The organism is Paraburkholderia sp. J69-1, from assembly GCF_905220255.1.
Taxonomy (GTDB): Bacteria; Pseudomonadota; Gammaproteobacteria; order Burkholderiales; family Burkholderiaceae; genus Paraburkholderia.
This window is the reverse complement of record NZ_CAJMZG010000008.1, coordinates 163,034-180,407: the sequence shown is the minus strand read 5'-3', so window position 1 is coordinate 180,407 and position 17,374 is coordinate 163,034. Positions and strand designations below refer to the sequence as shown.

General features: G+C 61.9%; 13 protein-coding genes. 4 read left to right on the top strand and 9 right to left on the bottom strand.

Annotation, left to right across the window (positions count from 1 at the left end; translation table 11 throughout):
- Positions 1 to 40: 40 nt before the first annotated feature.
- The 6 genes from U5A67_RS16575 to U5A67_RS16550 all read right to left on the bottom strand — a co-directional run bounded on the left by U5A67_RS16575 (position 41) and on the right by U5A67_RS16550 (position 6,236).
- Entirely contained in the window at positions 41 to 322 is a 282-nt protein-coding gene (locus U5A67_RS16575; protein ID WP_321815336.1) for a hypothetical protein, read from the bottom strand.
- A 194-nt stretch (positions 323 to 516) separates the two neighbouring features.
- Positions 517 to 1,455: a spore coat U domain-containing protein gene (locus tag U5A67_RS16570; RefSeq protein ID WP_321815447.1), complete on the bottom strand. Its 939-nt coding sequence runs from the start codon at positions 1,453 to 1,455 to the stop codon at positions 517 to 519.
- Between the two features lie 23 nt (positions 1,456 to 1,478).
- A complete protein-coding gene (locus tag U5A67_RS16565; RefSeq protein ID WP_321815337.1) occupies positions 1,479 to 3,842 on the bottom strand; it encodes a fimbria/pilus outer membrane usher protein in 2,364 nt (787 codons plus the stop codon).
- Positions 3,843 to 3,918: 76 nt separating this feature from the next.
- The gene (locus U5A67_RS16560; RefSeq protein ID WP_415767852.1) at positions 3,919 to 4,614 is read right to left on the bottom strand and encodes a molecular chaperone; all 696 of its coding nucleotides are present in this window, start codon (positions 4,612 to 4,614) and stop codon (positions 3,919 to 3,921) included.
- 86 nt (positions 4,615 to 4,700) lie between these two features.
- Positions 4,701 to 5,186, bottom strand: a complete 486-nt coding sequence (locus U5A67_RS16555; protein ID WP_241024747.1) for a spore coat U domain-containing protein — start codon at positions 5,184 to 5,186, stop codon at positions 4,701 to 4,703.
- A 492-nt stretch (positions 5,187 to 5,678) separates the two neighbouring features.
- On the bottom strand, positions 5,679 to 6,236 hold the full coding sequence (locus tag U5A67_RS16550) for an ester cyclase (RefSeq protein WP_415767851.1): 558 nt from the start codon (positions 6,234 to 6,236) through the stop codon (positions 5,679 to 5,681).
- Positions 6,237 to 6,637: 401 nt separating this feature from the next.
- On the opposite strand from U5A67_RS16550, the gene U5A67_RS16545 reads away from it, so the two are divergent.
- From U5A67_RS16545 to U5A67_RS16530, 4 genes are all read left to right on the top strand, one after another.
- On the top strand, positions 6,638 to 8,173 hold the full coding sequence (locus U5A67_RS16545; RefSeq protein ID WP_205987231.1) for a methyl-accepting chemotaxis protein: 1,536 nt from the start codon (positions 6,638 to 6,640) through the stop codon (positions 8,171 to 8,173).
- A gap of 121 nt (positions 8,174 to 8,294) precedes the next feature.
- Positions 8,295 to 9,026: a gluconate 2-dehydrogenase subunit 3 family protein gene (locus U5A67_RS16540; protein WP_205987230.1), complete on the top strand. Its 732-nt coding sequence runs from the start codon at positions 8,295 to 8,297 to the stop codon at positions 9,024 to 9,026.
- A 5-nt stretch (positions 9,027 to 9,031) separates the two neighbouring features.
- Entirely contained in the window at positions 9,032 to 10,810 is a 1,779-nt protein-coding gene (locus U5A67_RS16535) for a GMC family oxidoreductase (protein ID WP_321815340.1), read from the top strand.
- Positions 10,811 to 10,823: 13 nt separating this feature from the next.
- Positions 10,824 to 12,140, top strand: a complete 1,317-nt coding sequence (locus tag U5A67_RS16530; protein ID WP_321815341.1) for a cytochrome c — start codon at positions 10,824 to 10,826, stop codon at positions 12,138 to 12,140.
- Between the two features lie 340 nt (positions 12,141 to 12,480).
- Here the strand turns inward: U5A67_RS16530 and U5A67_RS16525 are convergent, their stop codons facing one another.
- From U5A67_RS16525 to U5A67_RS16515, 3 genes are all read right to left on the bottom strand, one after another.
- The gene (locus tag U5A67_RS16525) at positions 12,481 to 13,923 is read right to left on the bottom strand and encodes an MFS transporter (RefSeq protein WP_321815342.1); all 1,443 of its coding nucleotides are present in this window, start codon (positions 13,921 to 13,923) and stop codon (positions 12,481 to 12,483) included.
- Between the two features lie 186 nt (positions 13,924 to 14,109).
- Positions 14,110 to 16,068, bottom strand: a complete 1,959-nt coding sequence (locus U5A67_RS16520; RefSeq protein WP_321815343.1) for an aconitase family protein — start codon at positions 16,066 to 16,068, stop codon at positions 14,110 to 14,112.
- A gap of 102 nt (positions 16,069 to 16,170) precedes the next feature.
- Positions 16,171 to 17,076: a LysR family transcriptional regulator gene (locus U5A67_RS16515; protein ID WP_321815344.1), complete on the bottom strand. Its 906-nt coding sequence runs from the start codon at positions 17,074 to 17,076 to the stop codon at positions 16,171 to 16,173.
- Positions 17,077 to 17,374: the final 298 nt, after the last annotated feature.

The window sequence follows — 17,374 nt, the reverse complement described above, 5'->3', positions numbered from 1 at the left end:
GCGGTTTTTTTACTACGTCTATTCAACGTTCATTCGACGCTTATTGAGCCGCGGGCGACTTCACGCTCGGCCGTGCCAGCGTATTGTTCGCGCCATAGGCGCCAGTAACCGCCGTAGCGTTCTGCTGGCTCGTGCCCTGCGATGCCGCACTCATACCGCTTTCCGTATTGGCGGCGGCTGGCGTGCCATAGCCGCTCGATTCAGTCGTTGCGCTCACCGGCGATTTGACGCTCGGCGTCGCCAGCGTGTTGTTCTGCGCAAAAGCGCCGCCCGACAGGGCCAGCGCGGCGATCGCGATTAGCGTGCGAGTTGCCTTGTTCATGATGTGCTCCTCCATATTGGATTGAAATACCGCTCTAAACGATCTGCTTTTTATTTCTCAATCAGCTTTGGCGACGCGCAATGCGTTCGACGCCAGCTAATGACCAGTTTAGGAAGAGTGCTGCGAATAATTAAGCGCGTTCTGCGCAATGGTAAGTTTCGATTTTTGACGTCAAGGGAATCAGGTTCTGTCGATCAGAAATAGATTGTGGCCGTAATGGTGTCGCTATAGCTGCCAGGCGTTGGCGTAGTTTGTGCGGGCACCTGTCCATAGACCGTGAAAACCTGCTGCGTGCCAGAACCCGTACCTGCCTGCGTGGATGTGCCACCTGTGCCGTCGCCCCACGCGCTGCTATGCCCCGAATCCAGATAGAGCTGGTAATTCACTGCTCCCCCGCCGCCCGAGCGCTGCATCGCGCGCGCAGCGACATTACCGCTCGCGCCGCCATTGAGCGCGATCTTGAAGGCATCGCCATTGGTACAGACCGTGGTGATAGCCCCGGTCGCCTTGAGCGCCGATGACAGCACGCCCGCCGAACCAAACGCCACATTCGTCGCGGTGATATTGCAGTTATTGATGACCGTGGCCGTGACCGAAAAAGGAAACGTGCCGCCCGTACCCAGCGATGCGCAAGTCGGCGCAATCAGCAAATAGAAGCCGTAATTGATCGACGTGGTGGTGCCGCCGAAGTTCTGCGTATAGACCGTGCTCGCGTTATTCACAGTGGGCACCGTGGGCTGCGCGGAGCTTATCTGGCCATAAACAGTCACGTTGGTCGTGAGCGTGGTGCCGCTCGGTTTGGCCATCGTGAGCGAAATAGGCGTCGTGCCCGAATACGTCGAACCCCACGCCTGGCTGTGGCCCGCATCGCGAAAGAGGTCGTAGCTCAACTGGTTCGTGCCGTTGGTGAGCGCACGCGGGCTTGTACCGCCCAGATTCAGACACACCAGCACATCGGGTGTGAGCGAAACCGTGGGCCATGTGCAGGTCACGGCGATGGTGGTGGTCGCGGTGACCGCAACGCCCGCGATCGGGCTGACCGAGCCGAACGACACGGGATTGGCCACCGCCGTGCAACTCTGCGCCTGCGCGCTGCTCGCGCCCAGCAGCAGCGCGAGACAGACGCCGATCATCAACAGCGCGTGCCTGATCGCTTTCAAGGCTGCGCTCCCTGGCCTTGTTGCCCATGCAACTGGCACACAAGCGGCCCGATGGTCTGCAGGGTATCGCCCTTGCCCTCAGCCCACGCAAACGATATTTCGCACTGTTTATCACCTGACTCGATCTGCAGATGATTCTGCGGCACAAGTCCATCGACGAAAGTCAGCCCGTCATAGCCGATGATGGTGTCGTGCCCGCTCTCCACATGATGCACGCGCGCACCGGCGGGCAGCGGCTTGCCGTCGGCGTCGTGCACGATGATCGAAGCCGCGTGATAGCGCGTCACACCGAAGTGCGCGAGCACGCCCGACTGCGCCTGCGGCACCACATCCATCGAGGTATCGGCGATACGCGCGTCGACTGGCAGATGCATGGCGTCGATCGCCACCTGATTGTGCTGGTAGGAATTGAGGTCGGGGATCAACAGATGACCGCCGCCATCGGTCACGCCAATCACGCGGTTTTCGTGCAGCACCGGAATGCCCGACACGCCATCGGTCGACACCAGCGTAAAGCCATCGTCGATACGCCGCGCGGGCTGCACGGTGCCGTCCATCACCACCACCGCGCCGGTCAGATCGAGCGCGCCAATCGTCTGCCCCGCCACCTGCTGCACCGAAGCCGTGGCCTCGCCATAGCGGCCCAGATACTGCAACTGGCCCTGGCGGAACGGCGTCGCGCCGGTGCCGCCCGCCTGCACGCCCCAGCCCCAGCCGCCCGAATAATCAGGCGGACGCAATGCATTGACGTTCCATGTCGATGCCCCGTCCTGACGGCCCACGGTCGCGTTGACCGAAGCATTGCCGCCCAGCCCGATACTCGCGGAAAGCAGCACGCCACGCGAATCGTGCTGGCGAAAATCCTGGTACGCGCTCAGATTCAGCGACACCAGATTGCCGAAGTTAAATGTCCACGCAATCGAGCCGATCTGCGAAACCGGCGCGGAGGGAATCTTGTAGCCGATATAGCTGAGCGACACCGTCTGATTGCGCAGAAAAGGCACGGCCAGCGTCACGCGGTCCGTGATATCGGGCACGGGCGAGCCGTCGCGCGAACCGAGATCGCCGTAATTGCCGAACGCGCGGATCGTCTGTGCATCGACGGAAAACCGTTGCGACACGTACTGATAGCCCAGGCTCAACTGCGCGCCATTGAGTTTGCCGCCGCTGCCCGATACCGAGCCGTTGAGCACACCCGCCGTGCCCAGGCCGAACAGCACGCCGCCGCCCGCATTGACGAGACCGCCGGTGGCTTCGCCGTGCGCTTCGAACGTCACATGATCGTTCAGGCCATGGCGCCACGAGGCGCTCACCGCGGGGTTCGTATCGTAGTCGAATGAATCGAGCCCGTAATTGCGGCGCAAAAAGCCCGCTTCGAACGAATAGCTCGACAGTCCCGCCGCCATCAGGCGCGTATCGACATAGAGCGGCACGGAAGCCGAAATCGTGCGGCCCAGCGCGTCGTGCGTGATGACCGTGGCCTGGCCCGCGCCCGTGATACCGGGCACATCGTTGATGATGAACGGGCCGCTAGGCACATTGCCCGAATACTGGCGCACGCTGTTGATATAGAGATCGACCGAGGTGGGCACCACGGCGCTGCCCGGCAGCGCGGGCACCGGGAAGGTCACGAGATCGGGCCGCAAGGCGAAGTTGCTGCGGTATTGAAAGCCCGCCATGCGGATCGAGCGCGTCCACGCGAGCGACGACGTTATCGTGTCGCCGAATTGCGTGGTGCTCAGATTCGCGGGATTCGACATGCTCCACGAACTGTCGTAGCGCACGTACTCGTTGCGGTCGTGGTACAGATACGCCACGCCCGTATTGCTTAGCACTCCATGAGGATCGAAATAACGCTCCTCGCTCCAGAGTGCGAATTCGGAAGCCGACCCGCCCTGCGCGAACGCATCGTAATTGAACACGAAGCCGCGTGCGGACGTGGCCGGCGGCACCGCCGAAACCGAACGCGTATCGAAGGCAAAAGGCCTGCGGATCGCATCGGGAATCTGCAATTCGAGCGTCTGATGCTGCGCATCGTAGCGATAATGCAGACCCGGCAGCGAATCGAGATCGACACTCGCGCTGTCTGCAATGCCGAGTTGCGCCGTCGCTACGCCCACCTGCGAAAGATCTTCGCCGGTCGCGAACAGATGGCCGCCCAACTGGCGAAAGTGCACGATCTGGGCAGTACGCTGGCCGTTCACATCGACTTCGAGATACAGATCACGCGTATCCATTGCGCCCGCGTTGATCAACTGTCCTTGTGCATGCGCCGCGGCGCTGAAAAACGCCAGCAGCACGGCCACCGATACCATGCGCCTCGCCCGGCCACGGCGCACACCGCTCCGAGTTCGTTTCATTCTTCGTCGTTCGTTTCATGCTGTCCTCCGGCGCGCGCCGCATGGTGACGCGTGCGCCGACGAGCCCTCGCTACGCTCAGCCTCCCTGCTCGATCGACACGGTTCCTTCGAGCGGCAAGGTGTTGACCGTCGCTCGCACCTTGAGCTGGCCGCCGAATTTCGTATCGGCGGGCACCGGCACATTCCACTGGCGGCTCTGCCGCGCAAGCGCATAGCCGAGCAGCCCGTGCGTGACATCCCAGTGATGACCGGCATCGTCGAATAACGACACCGCGGCAATCTGCGCACGCTTCGTGCCGGCGTTATCGGCGCGCAACGCATAGCCTTGCGGACCGCGCACGAGACGCCAGGCAAGCAGAGGCCGCGCCGCCGAACCGCCCGGCCCGTCGACGAATACCGGCACCGAATAGCGCAGCCGGATCGTCACGCCTTCCGCGCCCGGCGAGCCCGGCGCAGGCAGTTCGTCGATCAGGATGCGGTAGCTCTGCTCGATCGCAGCGGCAGCGCTTGCGCCCTGCGGCGGCGCCGAGGCGTTCGCACGCACCAGCCGCACGAGCTGATCGCTATGCGGCGCGATCTCGATGAGCGGCGGACTCGCGATGACCTCGCCCGTGGGCGTGAGCACGTCGTCGCCCTGCGCCTCGCTCCACTGGAACACGCGCACCTGGCCGTACAGCGGCGTATCGCCGGGATTACGCAGAGTCAGCCCGGTCGCCGCCTCGCCCGCCGAAAACTCGATCGTGACCGGCGAGATTTGCAAGGTCGCGGCCATTGCGCAGTGAGCGGCGAGCGCCCACGGCAACGCCGCCGCGATGGCCCTCGCAGCAGCCGTCGCGGCGTGCACAGCGAGCCTGCGCTTCAAAAGTAGACCGTCGCAGTGACCGTTGTCTGGTAGGTATCCGGCTTCGGCGTGGTCTGCACGGGCACCTGGCCGTAGACCGTGAGCGTTTGCGCCGAACCGCTGCCGGTGCCGGCCACCGTATTGGTGCCCTGCGTGTTCCCCCAGATCGTCGTGCGGCCCGCATCCTGATAGAGCTGGAAGCCCACGGTCGTGGTGGTGTTGCCGGTCGCCGTGCCTGCCATCAAGCGGCTCGTGACGCTGGAGCCCGTGACGTTGCCGCCGTCGAGGCCCACGTTATAGGGCGTCGTGTTCGTGCAGGTGACGCTCAACGTGGTCTGCTGGTTGATCGCCGTGCCCAGCACGCCATTCGTGCCGAAACTCAAGGGATTGGCGGAGATCGCGCAATTGGCCTGCAACGTCAGCGTGACGTTGAAGGTGGCGGTGGCGGTGCCGTTCGAATAGACGGCGGCCTGAGCTAACGGAACGAGCGGCGCGACCGGCATCAAGGCAATCTGCACAGCGACGGCGGTAGCGATCAGGTTGGTTCGTTTCATCGACCTTGCTCCTGCATGCGGCTTCAATCAAGCGAATAGCATCGGACTACGGGGAAGTGAACACTATCGATTATCCAGTGAATCGACACTTTATTTATACGAACAATGTCACATTACGTTGAGCGCAATTACATTCTGTTACAGATTGATTATTCATCGTGAATAGCATCACGTAATTGCTTCTGCCATTCATGCTCAAGCGGTCTTTAAAGGCATTTTTTACATCACGTCGATTTCGCTTCGAAACGCCCTTTCTGAGCCCTTATACATGGCACATTTTGCTGATCCCGAGCAGGCACCGATGCATCCACAGGCAATTCATTCCCTTTAAATGCGATTTGAATCGAACTCAACGAGTGATTTAAAAACTTCGAACTTCGATGCGCAGCAACTGCATAAGCCGCGCCATGGAAACTGATTCCATGGCGCGCCTTATTCCATTCACCTGGCAACGACACCCAGTTGCTGCAGGAAAGTCAGGTTATCTTCGAGATGCCAGTTATCGGCAATCTTGCCGTCGCGAATGCGATAGATATCGGTGGCAATGAAATCCACCGTCTGGCCCTTGCCCTGCACGCCGTTGAACGTGCCCGTGAAATGCCCCGTGAAGCGCAGATGCGTGATCACACGATCGCCAGCGACGATCATCTGCTCGACATCGGCGTGAACGTCGGGCACCGCGGCGTGAAAGACCTTCGATGCAGCAAGCGGCCCCGCGATACCTTGCGCACGCCCGGCAGGCAGCGTGCGGTCCGTGAAGTCCGGCGCGAGCGCGGCGCGGGCCTGCGCTTCGTCGCCCGTACTCCAGAAGGTGTCGTAGAGACGCGCGGCATGGATCTGTTGCTCAACCTGTTGCGCGGGCAAGCTTTTATCGACGATCAGTTCGTGCGGCTGGACGAGGTTGGTATCGGTTGCGCCAGCGGCCTGCACCTGGCTGGCGGCAAGGATCAGGGCGGCGGCGGTAAGAGCAAGCGTGGTTTTCATGGCGGTTCCTGGCAGAGAGAGTCGGAGGGTTCGACGCGTCGTGCAGTGCGTATGAATGCATTCTGCGACCCGCCGCCAGAATTGATAATTGAGCGCCTTGTTGAATCATTTTCCACATAAACAGAAAAATAGACGCCATCCGAGACAAGCTGCGCCAAGGTAATTTCCCGTAAGAAAGCACCAGAAATGCCGCATCTAGCCTCGCAAAGTCACCTGATCGCAGCACAAGATGAAAATTTTCGACGCCCTTACAGACTGATTGCAAAGCATTTTTCAGTGCTTTCTTAAAAATTTTGATATGCGCCCTAAATATAGTCAGACAAATGACGTTATGAGAGAGGTACGCCCGCAGCCACCCACGTCTCAGCAAGCCGGTCACTGCGCAGCGTCATCCTTGGTCAAACCGGTACAGACGCATGACACTCACTATTCGAGCGCGTATCGCACTCACCTTTGCACTTCTCGCCGCCCTGCTCACCATCTCCGGTGTGCTGGGCTTCATCAGCACGGAAAAGGCCAATAGCGCCAATCGCGACACCTATCGCAACAAGCTCGCCGAATCCACGGCGATCGACAACGCCGAGATCTACATCGCGCGCACGCGCCTCGTGCTCGACCGCGTAGCGCTGCACCCCGAAGCGTCGAGCGTGCCCGACCAGATCGACCGCGCCGCCGGCTTCTTCAAGAACTCCGACGAGTGGTGGGGCAAGTTCCAGCAGATGCCGCACGAACCCGACGAACTGCCGTTGATCGCCAAGACGACCGAGCGCCGCACGGCCATGCGCGACGCCGTCTCCGCGTTCACCAAGGCGCTGCAGTCGGGCGACAAGGAAACCGCCGACAACATCGCGATGACCCAGCTCTCCGATCTCTACAGCAAGATGAGCGCGGCGAATAACGAGGTCAAAAAGCATCTGTACGAGAACGCGAAGACCCGCTACGAAGAAGCCGAATCGAACTTCTATCTGTTCTCGACGATCAGCGGCGTGATGGTGGTGCTGGGTCTGGTTTCTGCGGGTCTCGGCTGGGTGCTGCTGCGCCGCGCGATCATGAATCCGCTCAACTACGCGCTGGAAAGCCTGCAGGAAATCTCCTCGGGCAATCTCAGCCAGACGGTGCGCGCGCAACGAAATGACGAAATGGGTCTGCTGCTGGAAAGCATCGAAAAAACCCGTATCGAACTCGGCAATGTGACGGGCTCGGTGCGCTCGGGCAGCGAGTCGGTCTCGGTCGCCACGCGCCAGATCGCTGCGGGCATGATCGATCTTTCGGCACGTACCGAAGAACAGGCGGCGTCGCTGCAGGAAACGGCCGCCAGCATGAACGAACTCACCTCGGCCGTGAAGCAGAACACGGACAACGCCCGCACCGGCAGCGATCTTGCGCAAACCGCCGCAAACGTTGCCACGCGCGGCAGCGACATGGTGCAGCGCGTGGTGCACACGATGGGCGAAATCGAAGGCAGCTCACGCAAGATTTCGGACATCACCGCGCTGATAGAAGGCATCGCGTTCCAGACCAATATTCTTGCGCTCAACGCGGCCGTCGAAGCGGCCCGCGCAGGCGAACAGGGACGCGGCTTCGCCGTGGTCGCCAGCGAAGTGCGCTCGCTTGCGCAGCGCTCCGCCGCAGCGGCCAAGGAAATCAAGGATCTGATCGCGAACTCGGTGCAGACCGTCTCGCACGGCACGGAACTGGTGTCGTCGGCGGGTGCAACGATGTCGGAACTGCACACCGCGGTCGAGCGCGTCACGGCGATCATGAACGAAATTGCTTCGGCGTCCGAACAACAGCAAAGCGGTATCGAACAGGTCGACACGGCCGTGACGCAGATGGACGAAGTCACGCAGCAGAACGCGGCACTGGTCGAGCAGGTCACCGCCGCCGCGCAGGCGCTCGACACGCAATCGAACAAGCTCAGCAACACCGTGCAGGTTTTCCGGGTGGCCTGACGCCTTCACGGCGTTCCGGTTTCCCCGTTCTCCGGGCGCGTTGCGGCTCGCTTTGCGCGAGCGGCCGCGCGCCCTATGTATCACAAGCGCATCAGCGCCACATGCTGGAGTCCCCTTCCTTATGACATCGCCAGACAAGGCGGGCCGTCGCTCGTTCCTTAAAGGATCGATTGCGATCGTGCCCGTTGCCGCCGTCGGCACGGCTTCGGCCGTGCTGCGCCCCACCGCGGACGAAATCAAACGCTCCGCGCCGCCGCCCGATACCCCCGCCCAGGAGCACTATCAGCCCGGCTTTTTCACGCCCGACGAATGGGCCTTCGTGAACGCCGCGTGCGACTGCCTGATTCCCAAGGACAAGGTCGGCCCCGGCGCCGTCGAACTGGGCGTGCCGCAATACATCGACCGTCAACTGCAGACCGGTTACGGCGACGCCTCACGCTGGTACATGAGCGGCCCGTTCCAGAAGGGCGCACCGGAATTCGGCTATCAGTCGAAGCTCACGCCGAAGGAACAATACCGCCTGGGCATTCGCGCCATCGACACGTATTGCAAGGCGCATTTCGGCGGCAAGACTTTTGCGCAGCTCGATAAGGAAAAACAGATCGCATTCCTGAAGGAAGTCGAAGGCGGCAAGATCCAGGACGACTTCAACATGAAATCGTTCTTCAGCGGCTTCCTGCTCAAGAACACCATGGAAGGCTTCTTCGGCGACCCGATGTACGGCGGCAACAAGGACATGGGCTCGTGGAAGATGATCGGCTATCCGGGCGCGCGCGCGGATTACGTCGAGTGGGTCAGCGAATCGAAACCGTATCCGTACGGTCCGGTCAGCCAGTACGGCAAGCGGGGTTAAGCAGCATGGCAACAATCAAGAAAAAATCGGTAGACGCGGTGATCGTCGGCTTCGGCTGGACCGGCTCGATCATGGCGATGGAACTGTGCAGCGCAGGCCTGGAAGTGGTCGCGCTCGAACGCGGCGACGGTCGCGACACGATTCCGAATTTCGCGTATCCGCAAATCGTCGACGAAATCAAATACTCGGCGCGCAATGCGCTCCTGCAGAATCTCTCGAAGACCACGGTCACCACGCGCCATAGCAAGGACGATACGGCTCTGCCCTATCGCCAGATCGGCTCGTTCAAACCGGGCGAAGGCGTGGGCGGAGCAGGCACGCACTGGTCGGGCGTGCAGTCGCGCGTGATGCCGGACGAACTGCGTCTGCATAGCCGCGTGAAAGAACGCTATGGCGAGAAGTTCATTCCCGAAGGCATGCAACTGCAGGATTGGGGCGTCACGTATGACGAACTCGAACCGCATTTCGACCGCTGGGAATACGTGTGCGGCACCTCGGGCCGTGCGGGCAATATCAAGGGCAAACCGCAGGAAGGCGGCAATCCGTTCGAAGCGTATCGCTCGCGCGAATTCCCGCTGCCGCCGCTGCCGGATCACCCGACCGGTCGCCTGTTCGCCAAGGCTGCGCGCGAACTCGGTTACAAGCCGTTCGCGCTGCCTGCCGGCAATGCGTCGGGCGCGTATCAGAACGAATATGGCTGCCAGCTCGGACCGTGCAACTTCTGCGGCTTCTGTAGCGACTACGGCTGCCTGAATTATTCCAAGGCATCGCCGCAAACCGCGATCATTCCGGCACTGCTGCGCAAGCCCAATTTCGAACTGCGCGTGAATTCGCACGTGCTGCGCGTCGAACTGGACAAGGACGGCAAGCAGGCCACTGGCGTCACCTACATCGATGCTCAGGGTAACGAAGTATTCCAGCCCGCCAATATGGTCGTGCTGGGCGCATTCCAGTTGCACAACATTCGCCTGATGCTGTCGTCGAAGATTGGCAAGCCGTACAACGTCGATACCGGCGAAGGCACCGTGGGCCGCAACTTCTGCTACCAGGTGCTCAACAGCGTCAACATGTTCTGGGACAAGGACGTCTACATCAACCAGTTCATGGGCGCGGGCGGCGGCGGCCAGGCGATCGAAGAGTTCAACGCGGACAACTTCGATCACGGCCCGCTCGGCTTTATCGGCGGCGGCATTATCTGGGGTCGTCAGACCGGCAATGGTCCGGTGCGCGGCATTCCGCTGCCCAAAGGCACGCCCAAGTGGGGTAGCGAATGGAAACAGGCGGTATCCGATAACTTCCTGCACACCGGCCGTATCGAATCGCAGATCAGCAACATGGCGTATCGCGGCTGCTTCGCCGACCTCGATCCGACCTACAAGGACGCCTACGGCGAACCGCTGCTGCGCATCACGCTCGACTGGCAGGACAACGACCTGCGCGCCTCGGAATACGTGGCTGGCAAGATGATGGAGATCGGCAAGCAGATGAACCCGAAGAGCATTTCGGGCCGCATCCTGAAGCCGGGCGCGCACTGGGACACGCGCGCGTACCAGAGCACGCACGTGAACGGCGGCACGTCGATGGGCGCCGATCCGAAGACCTCGGTGGTCAACAAATACCTGCAGAGCTGGGACGTGTCGAACGTATTCGTGCTGGGCGCGAGCGTATTCGCGCACGGCATCGGCTACAACCCGACGGGTCTCGTGGGCGGCCTCGCTTATTGGGCGGCCGCGAATATCCGCGAGCGTTATTTGAAGAACCCCGGCCCGATGGTCCAGGTTTGAGGAGCCACACGACATGCGCAAACTTACCGTAGCAATCGCCGCGGCCGTCGTGGTCGTGGGCGGCCTGTGGGCCGGCAGCCTGATCAAGCCGAGCCTGACGATCGACGCCCAGGCACTGAGCGCGCCGGGCAACGCCGCGCACGGCGAATATCTCGCACGTGCGGGCGACTGCATGGCCTGCCATACCTCGAAGGGCGGCGCGCCGTTCGCAGGCGGCGTGCCGCTTTCGACGCCGCTGGGCGCGGTCTATTCGACCAACATCACGCCGGACAAGACGCACGGCATCGGCAACTGGAGCTTCGAAGACTTCGCGCTGGCGATGCGCGAAGGCGTGACGCCGGGCGGACGCCACCTGTATCCGGCGATGCCCTATACGTCGTATGCGAAGGTGAGCGACAGCGACCTGCGCGACCTCTATGCGTACTTCACGTCGGGCGTGAGCGCATCGCCGCAGCCGAACCAGCCGGCGGATATTCCGTGGCCGCTCGACACGCGCTGGCCGCTCGCCTACTGGAACCGCGTCTTCCACGACGACACGCGCTACAAGCAGGACAGCGCGCATAGCGTCGAATGGAATCGCGGCGCGTACCTGGTGCAAGGTCTCGCGCACTGCGGCACCTGCCACACGCCGCGCGGCGTGGGCTTCCAGGAACTCGATCTGGACGGATCGAGCGCGCGTTACCTGTCGGGCGCACGCATCGACGGCAGTTCGCCGGTCAACCTGCGCGCCGACAAGGGCACGGGTCTGGGCGAGTGGAACGAAGCCGATATCGTCGCGCTGCTGAAGACGGGCCGCACGGCGCATTCGGCTGTGACGGGGCCGATGGGCGAAGTGGTCGAGCACAGCACGCAGTACCTGAGCGACATCGACCTGCACGCGATCGCGGTCTACCTGAAGAGCCTCACGCCGCTTTCGGACGAAGCTGGCGCGCCCGCATACAAGGCGGACGACGCCACGCTGACGTCGATCATGACGGGCCACGCCAACGACGTTGGCGCGCGCATCTACATGGATAGCTGTGCGGCCTGCCACCGTCAGAATGGCGAAGGCGCAGCGCGCGTATTCCCGTCACTGGCGAACAATCCATCGGTACTGGCGAAGCATCCCGACTCGCTGATCGCGGTCATTCTGGCGGGCTCGCGATTGCCGTCGACGGCATCGGCACCGGCACCGCTGGCGATGCCGCCGTTCGCCTGGCGCTACGACGACGACGAAATCGCGCAACTGGCGACCTTCGTGCGAACGGCGTGGGGCAACGACGCGAGCGCGGTGACGGCAAGCGACGTGAAGCGCGTACGCAATCAGATGGGAATCGAGGCAAAGCAGTAAGAGTGCAGCATAGCCGGCAAACCGATGGTTTGCCGGCTATGCCCACGGCGGAATTACCGGTTATACCCCACGGCGCGCGCAGCGCCGCCGGATGTGCGGGCGCCTTGTCACTGAGTGGTAGGGTGCGGGGGACCGGATGCCCCTATACCATTCCCCCTAAAAGGCGGTTTGCCAACTGCGTCACACTAGCGGTGTGAGCGGCTTTCTTTTGCCTACTTTTCTTTGCCGCTGCAAAGAAAAGTAGGTGCCGCCCCGCACAGGGGCGACGCTAATAGACCGACACGAAAACAGGAAAACCCGAAAACAGGAAAAAACCAAAAAAAGCGAAAATAAAAAAGCCTCAGTGCGAAATACTCTCCAAAGACTTCCCAAGCGTGCGCGGCCCCATAAACCCAATAGCGACGATAACAAGCGACATCGCCCCGGCGATAAAAACAAACACCCCTGCCACCCCAAACTCTCTCAGCGTAAAAGCGATCACAAAAGAGCTAAAAACAGCCGAAAGCCGACTCCAGGAATAGACAAAACCCACAGCCCGAGCCCGAATAGCAGTCGGATAGAGTTCCTGCTGATACGTGTGATAAGTAAAAGAAATAATATTCCCAACCAGCGTAAGCAGCACCCCCAAAGCCACAATAGCGCCCGCAGCCCGCACCTGACTAAACATCAGCCCGGCCACAATATTGACGGCTGCCATAAAAACAATCACATGCTTGCGCTCGAACCGATCGGCGATGAAATACCCGAGCAAAGGCCCGAGCGGCGCAGCCAGCCCGATAACCGTCGTATAAAGCAGACTGGAAGTCACGGTAACACCTTGCTTGACGAGCAAAGTCGGCACCCAGTTAGCGAAGCCAAAAAACCCGATCGTCTGAAAAATATGAAACAGCACCAGCATGATGGTGCGTTTGCGATAAGGCGGCTTCCACATATCGGCGAAACCTGACTTCTGCGTCACGGGATCGGCGGGCCCTGGAGCGGGCAAAGCACGCCCATACTGCCGCTCGACAAGCGCTTCGAGCCGCGCCAGCACGGCATCGGCCTCATCGACGCGCCCCTGCCCCGCGAGCCAACGCGGACTTTCTGGAAGATTGCGCCGGAAATACCAGACAAACAGCGCACTCACACCACCGAGCAGCACCACCCAACGCCACCCATCGAGCCCGTAAACCGAACGCGGCACGAACAGATACGAAAGATAGGCCGCCACCGGCACAGCGGTAAAACCAATCGTCTGACACACGGCAAAAGCACGCCCACGCAAATGCTTAGGCGCGAGTTCGGAAAGATACGTGCCGATCGTCACAAGCTCGACGCCAATCCCCATCCCCGAAACAAAACGCCAGAAGTTGAGTCCCGACGAAGTGTCCTGAAACGCCATGATCGTATTGGCGACCACATACCAGAGCATCGACCACGTAAAAATCGCACGTCGGCCGAAACGATCGGCGAGAAACCCGCAGGCAATCGTGCCCAGAAACAGCCCGCTAAAGAGCGCAGCGATAAAACCCGCAATCCCCGAAGTACCGAAAAGCCCTGGCGTAGTCGGCGTGAGAATGCCACTCCTGACGAGCCCGGGCGCGACATAACCCGTATAAAGCAGATCGTAGAGTTCGAAAAAGAAGCCCAGGCTCAGCAGCAACACGAGCTTCCAGATCGCGCCCGTGGCAGGCAGACGATCGAGGCGCGCGGAGATCGCGCCTTTGTCTGCACCTGCAATGGTCTGCGCCGTCGATGCGCGGTCGTTGGCGCGCGGCTGGGGAGCGCTCTCCAGAGAGGCCATGCCTGTCTCCTGAAACATAGTTGGAATGAATCGGCGCCCACTGCCTGTCCCTGTCGAGCGAAATGACGTGAAATCGCGTCGACGCACATGGGCGGACCGCCGATTGTATCCAGGCCCGCCGGGTTTGAGACCCGTTCGCGATCTCCTGATCCGCGGGCACGGGTGCTTTGACGCACCCTTAGTGCTTTAAGCGTGCAGCGCCTGCAACTCGGCGAACGAAGCAATATGTCCGGCCAGCGCGCTCGCCACCACCGTCGGCGGGCTGGCGAGCCAGACCTGTCCGGGCCCCGAGCGCCCCGGGAAATTGCGGTTGATCGCGCTGATGGTGACTTCGTCGGCCTGCGTCGAGGCGCCCGGCCCGCAGTTCGCGCACGCGCCGCACGACGGCTGCAGCAAAATCGCGCCGACCTGTTCGAACGCCTTCAGATAGCCGCGCTGCTCGCAGTAATCGCGCACGTCCGACGTGCCGAACTGCAGATAGAGCCGCACATGCTCCGGCACACGCAGACCGCGCCCAGCGGCCCAGGCGAGCACCGCGTGATAGTGATCGAAGTCCTCGCGCTTGCCGGCCGTGCAGGAGCCGCCATACGCGATATCCACGCGCGGGCGCTCGACCAGATCGCACAGCGCCACGCCGTTGCCCGGGTCGCCTGGCGCGGCGAGCATCGGCGTAATCCGCGTGCAGTCGATCTCGATGACTTCGGCGTAAGGCGCGCCTTCGTCGCTATGCATCCACGGCTCGATCAGAAAATCGACGCCGCGCCGCTCCTTCAGGAAAGCCACCGTGACTTCGTCGGGCGCGACGATGCCGGTAAAGCCGCCCAGTTCGGCAGTCATATTGGTCAGCGTCGCGCGTTCGTCGATCGTGAGTTGCGCGACGGCTTCGCCCGCGAATTCGAATACCTTGCCCACACCGAGACCGGCGCGAATACGCTTGTCGGCGAGCAGATGCAACACGAGGTCTTTCGCGGTTACGCCCGGCGCCACCGCGCCGTCAAAGCGGATCAGCAGCGACGCCGGCACCGTCATGCGCACCGCGCCCGTGACGAACGCGTTGGCCATATCGGTTGTGCCCACACCGAACGCCACGCAACCCAGCGCGCCGCTATGCGGCGTATGCGAGTCCGTGCCGACCACCACCTGCCCCGGCAGCGCGTAGCGTTCCGCCATCATCGCGTGCGAAATGCCTTCCGAACCTTCGGCGGCCGCATCGGCGGATGCCGGCAAATAACCGTGATCGCGAATGCCGTATTCGCTCGCGAACTGGCGATGCGCGGCGGACAATTCACGCACATCGGGCAGCAGGCCATTGCGCACGTGCAGCGCGCTCTTGTGCGCGTACGAAAGATGATCCTCGAACGCGAGCATCGTCTGCGGTTCGTGCAGCGCGAGCGGCCGGCCGAATTCGGCGTGCAGCATATGCGTGGCCATGCCGGTGTAGTACTCGTGGATAAAGCGCCAATCGGCGCGCACGAATACGCCCGCGCCGGGCGTAAAGGCGTCGCTGGTGCCTTCGGTGCGCAGCGCGTGGCGCTCCAGGATCTTCTGCACCAGCGTGCGCGGCTGCTGCGTTTGCGCGGCCGCTGCGGGGCGAATCTCGCGCATATGGCGCGCGCCGTAACGCAGCAGGCCGCCGCTGCGCAGAATGGCGGCTGCCAGAGCATCGCGCGAGGCCACCAGTTCGTCGATAAAAATCGGCTCGCCGCGCTGGATGCGTTCGATCAGACCGAAATCCGTCGAGGTAAACAGCCCCAGATTATCGGCATTCTGCCGATAGATGCGCTCGAAGCTCTTCGCGATCACGAGCCGAATACCCGCGCGATATTCCGCGAGCGGACTATGTTCGCGCGACGACCCTTTGCCGTAGCGATTGCCCGCTACCGTCACACAAAAGCCGCCATTGCGCACACCGTCCATGCCGATGGGATTGCGCTCGCCCACACGCAAACCTACATAGGGCACGCGGCCCAGACGCTCGTCGAAACGTGTGAGCACGCTCATCGGCGTGATTTCGTCGGTGGAAACGTCGTCGCGCAGCGTGTCGGCGGGAATGTCGCGCAAATCCGCGCCCGCGAGTTGCTGCTCGATCTGCGCCGGGTTCGTGGTGAGGAACAGAATCCGGCCGCTCAAATCCAGGGTTGCCATCCAATTTCTCCTTCTCCCTGCAATGTAGCGGGCGCGGCAAGGCGTGGCGAAGTGCTGGATCGGCACGTGGGGCATCGCAAACGGCGATGTCCGCACAAACCCTTATTTCTGGCGTTCCGGCGGCGTTTCGGTCAGCAGATCGACCAGCGCCTGCACCGCGCGCAACCGCGACGACTTGCGCAGCGCGTGGACCTGCAGGCTGCGCCCGAGCGCCCACGCGTCGCCGAGCGGCCGCCGCACGAAACCACGCGAACCCGCGAACGCCGAGGCCGCGCTGATCGGCACGATGCCGATGCCGAGTCCCGCCTCCACCATGCGGCATTGCGCATCGAAACTATTGACCGTCACGGCGAGCTTCAGCGGTGCGCGCTGGGCGTCGGCGCGCTCGTGAATCAACCGGTCGAGCGCGCCGCCCGCCTGTAATGCCACGAGCGGAAAACGCATGACATCGGCGAAATCGAGCTTCTCCATGGCAACGAGTTCGTGATCGGGCGGCAGCACCACCATCAAGGGATCATGCGCGAAATGCCACGATTCGAGCGCGGCGGGCGTGCTCGCATTCGCGGACACGCCCACGTCCGCACGATCTTCCACGCACGCGCGCACGACTTCGTCGCTCACCGCTTCGGTCAATTCGATCCGCACGAGCGGATAGGCAGCCTGAAACGCCTTGAGCCGTTCAGGCAAAAAACCGACGATAGCCGACGCATTCGCATAGAGACGCACCACGCCCGCAATCTGGCCGCTGTGCGATTGCACTTCGCGCGCGAACGATTGTAGTTGCGCGTGCAACGACTGTGCACGCGCGAATGCTTCGCGGCCCGCCTCGGTTAGCGCCACGCCGCCGTGCGAGCGGATCAGCAGCGGCATGCCAAGCGCGGTTTCCAGATCGGCAATGCGGCGGCTCAGCGCCGAAGCGGCAATGTGATGCCGGCTCGCCGCGCGGGCGATAGAGCCTTCTTCGACGACGGCAATAAAGAGTTCGAGGCTATAGGGATCGATACGCATGCTGCCGGAAGTCCTCAAGGTTTATTGCATGTACATAACAACTTTGTCAGCCGATCAACATCTTGATGTCAGGTGCCGTGGTTTATGCTTTTACGCGAGTTTCGATCTCACCTGCAAGTGCGCGATGTGCGGGTTCGCCGTCACGTTCGCGCCAATTCGCGCATAATCGCCGTGAACCCTGTTTGTCTTCCGGTTCGCACCCATCCTTCGTTGCACCACTTCTGTATCAATGTCACGTAGCAAAAAAGCCCACTCCGTACTGCCTCCCACTGCTTCTTCCCGCTTCATGCAGCGCCCG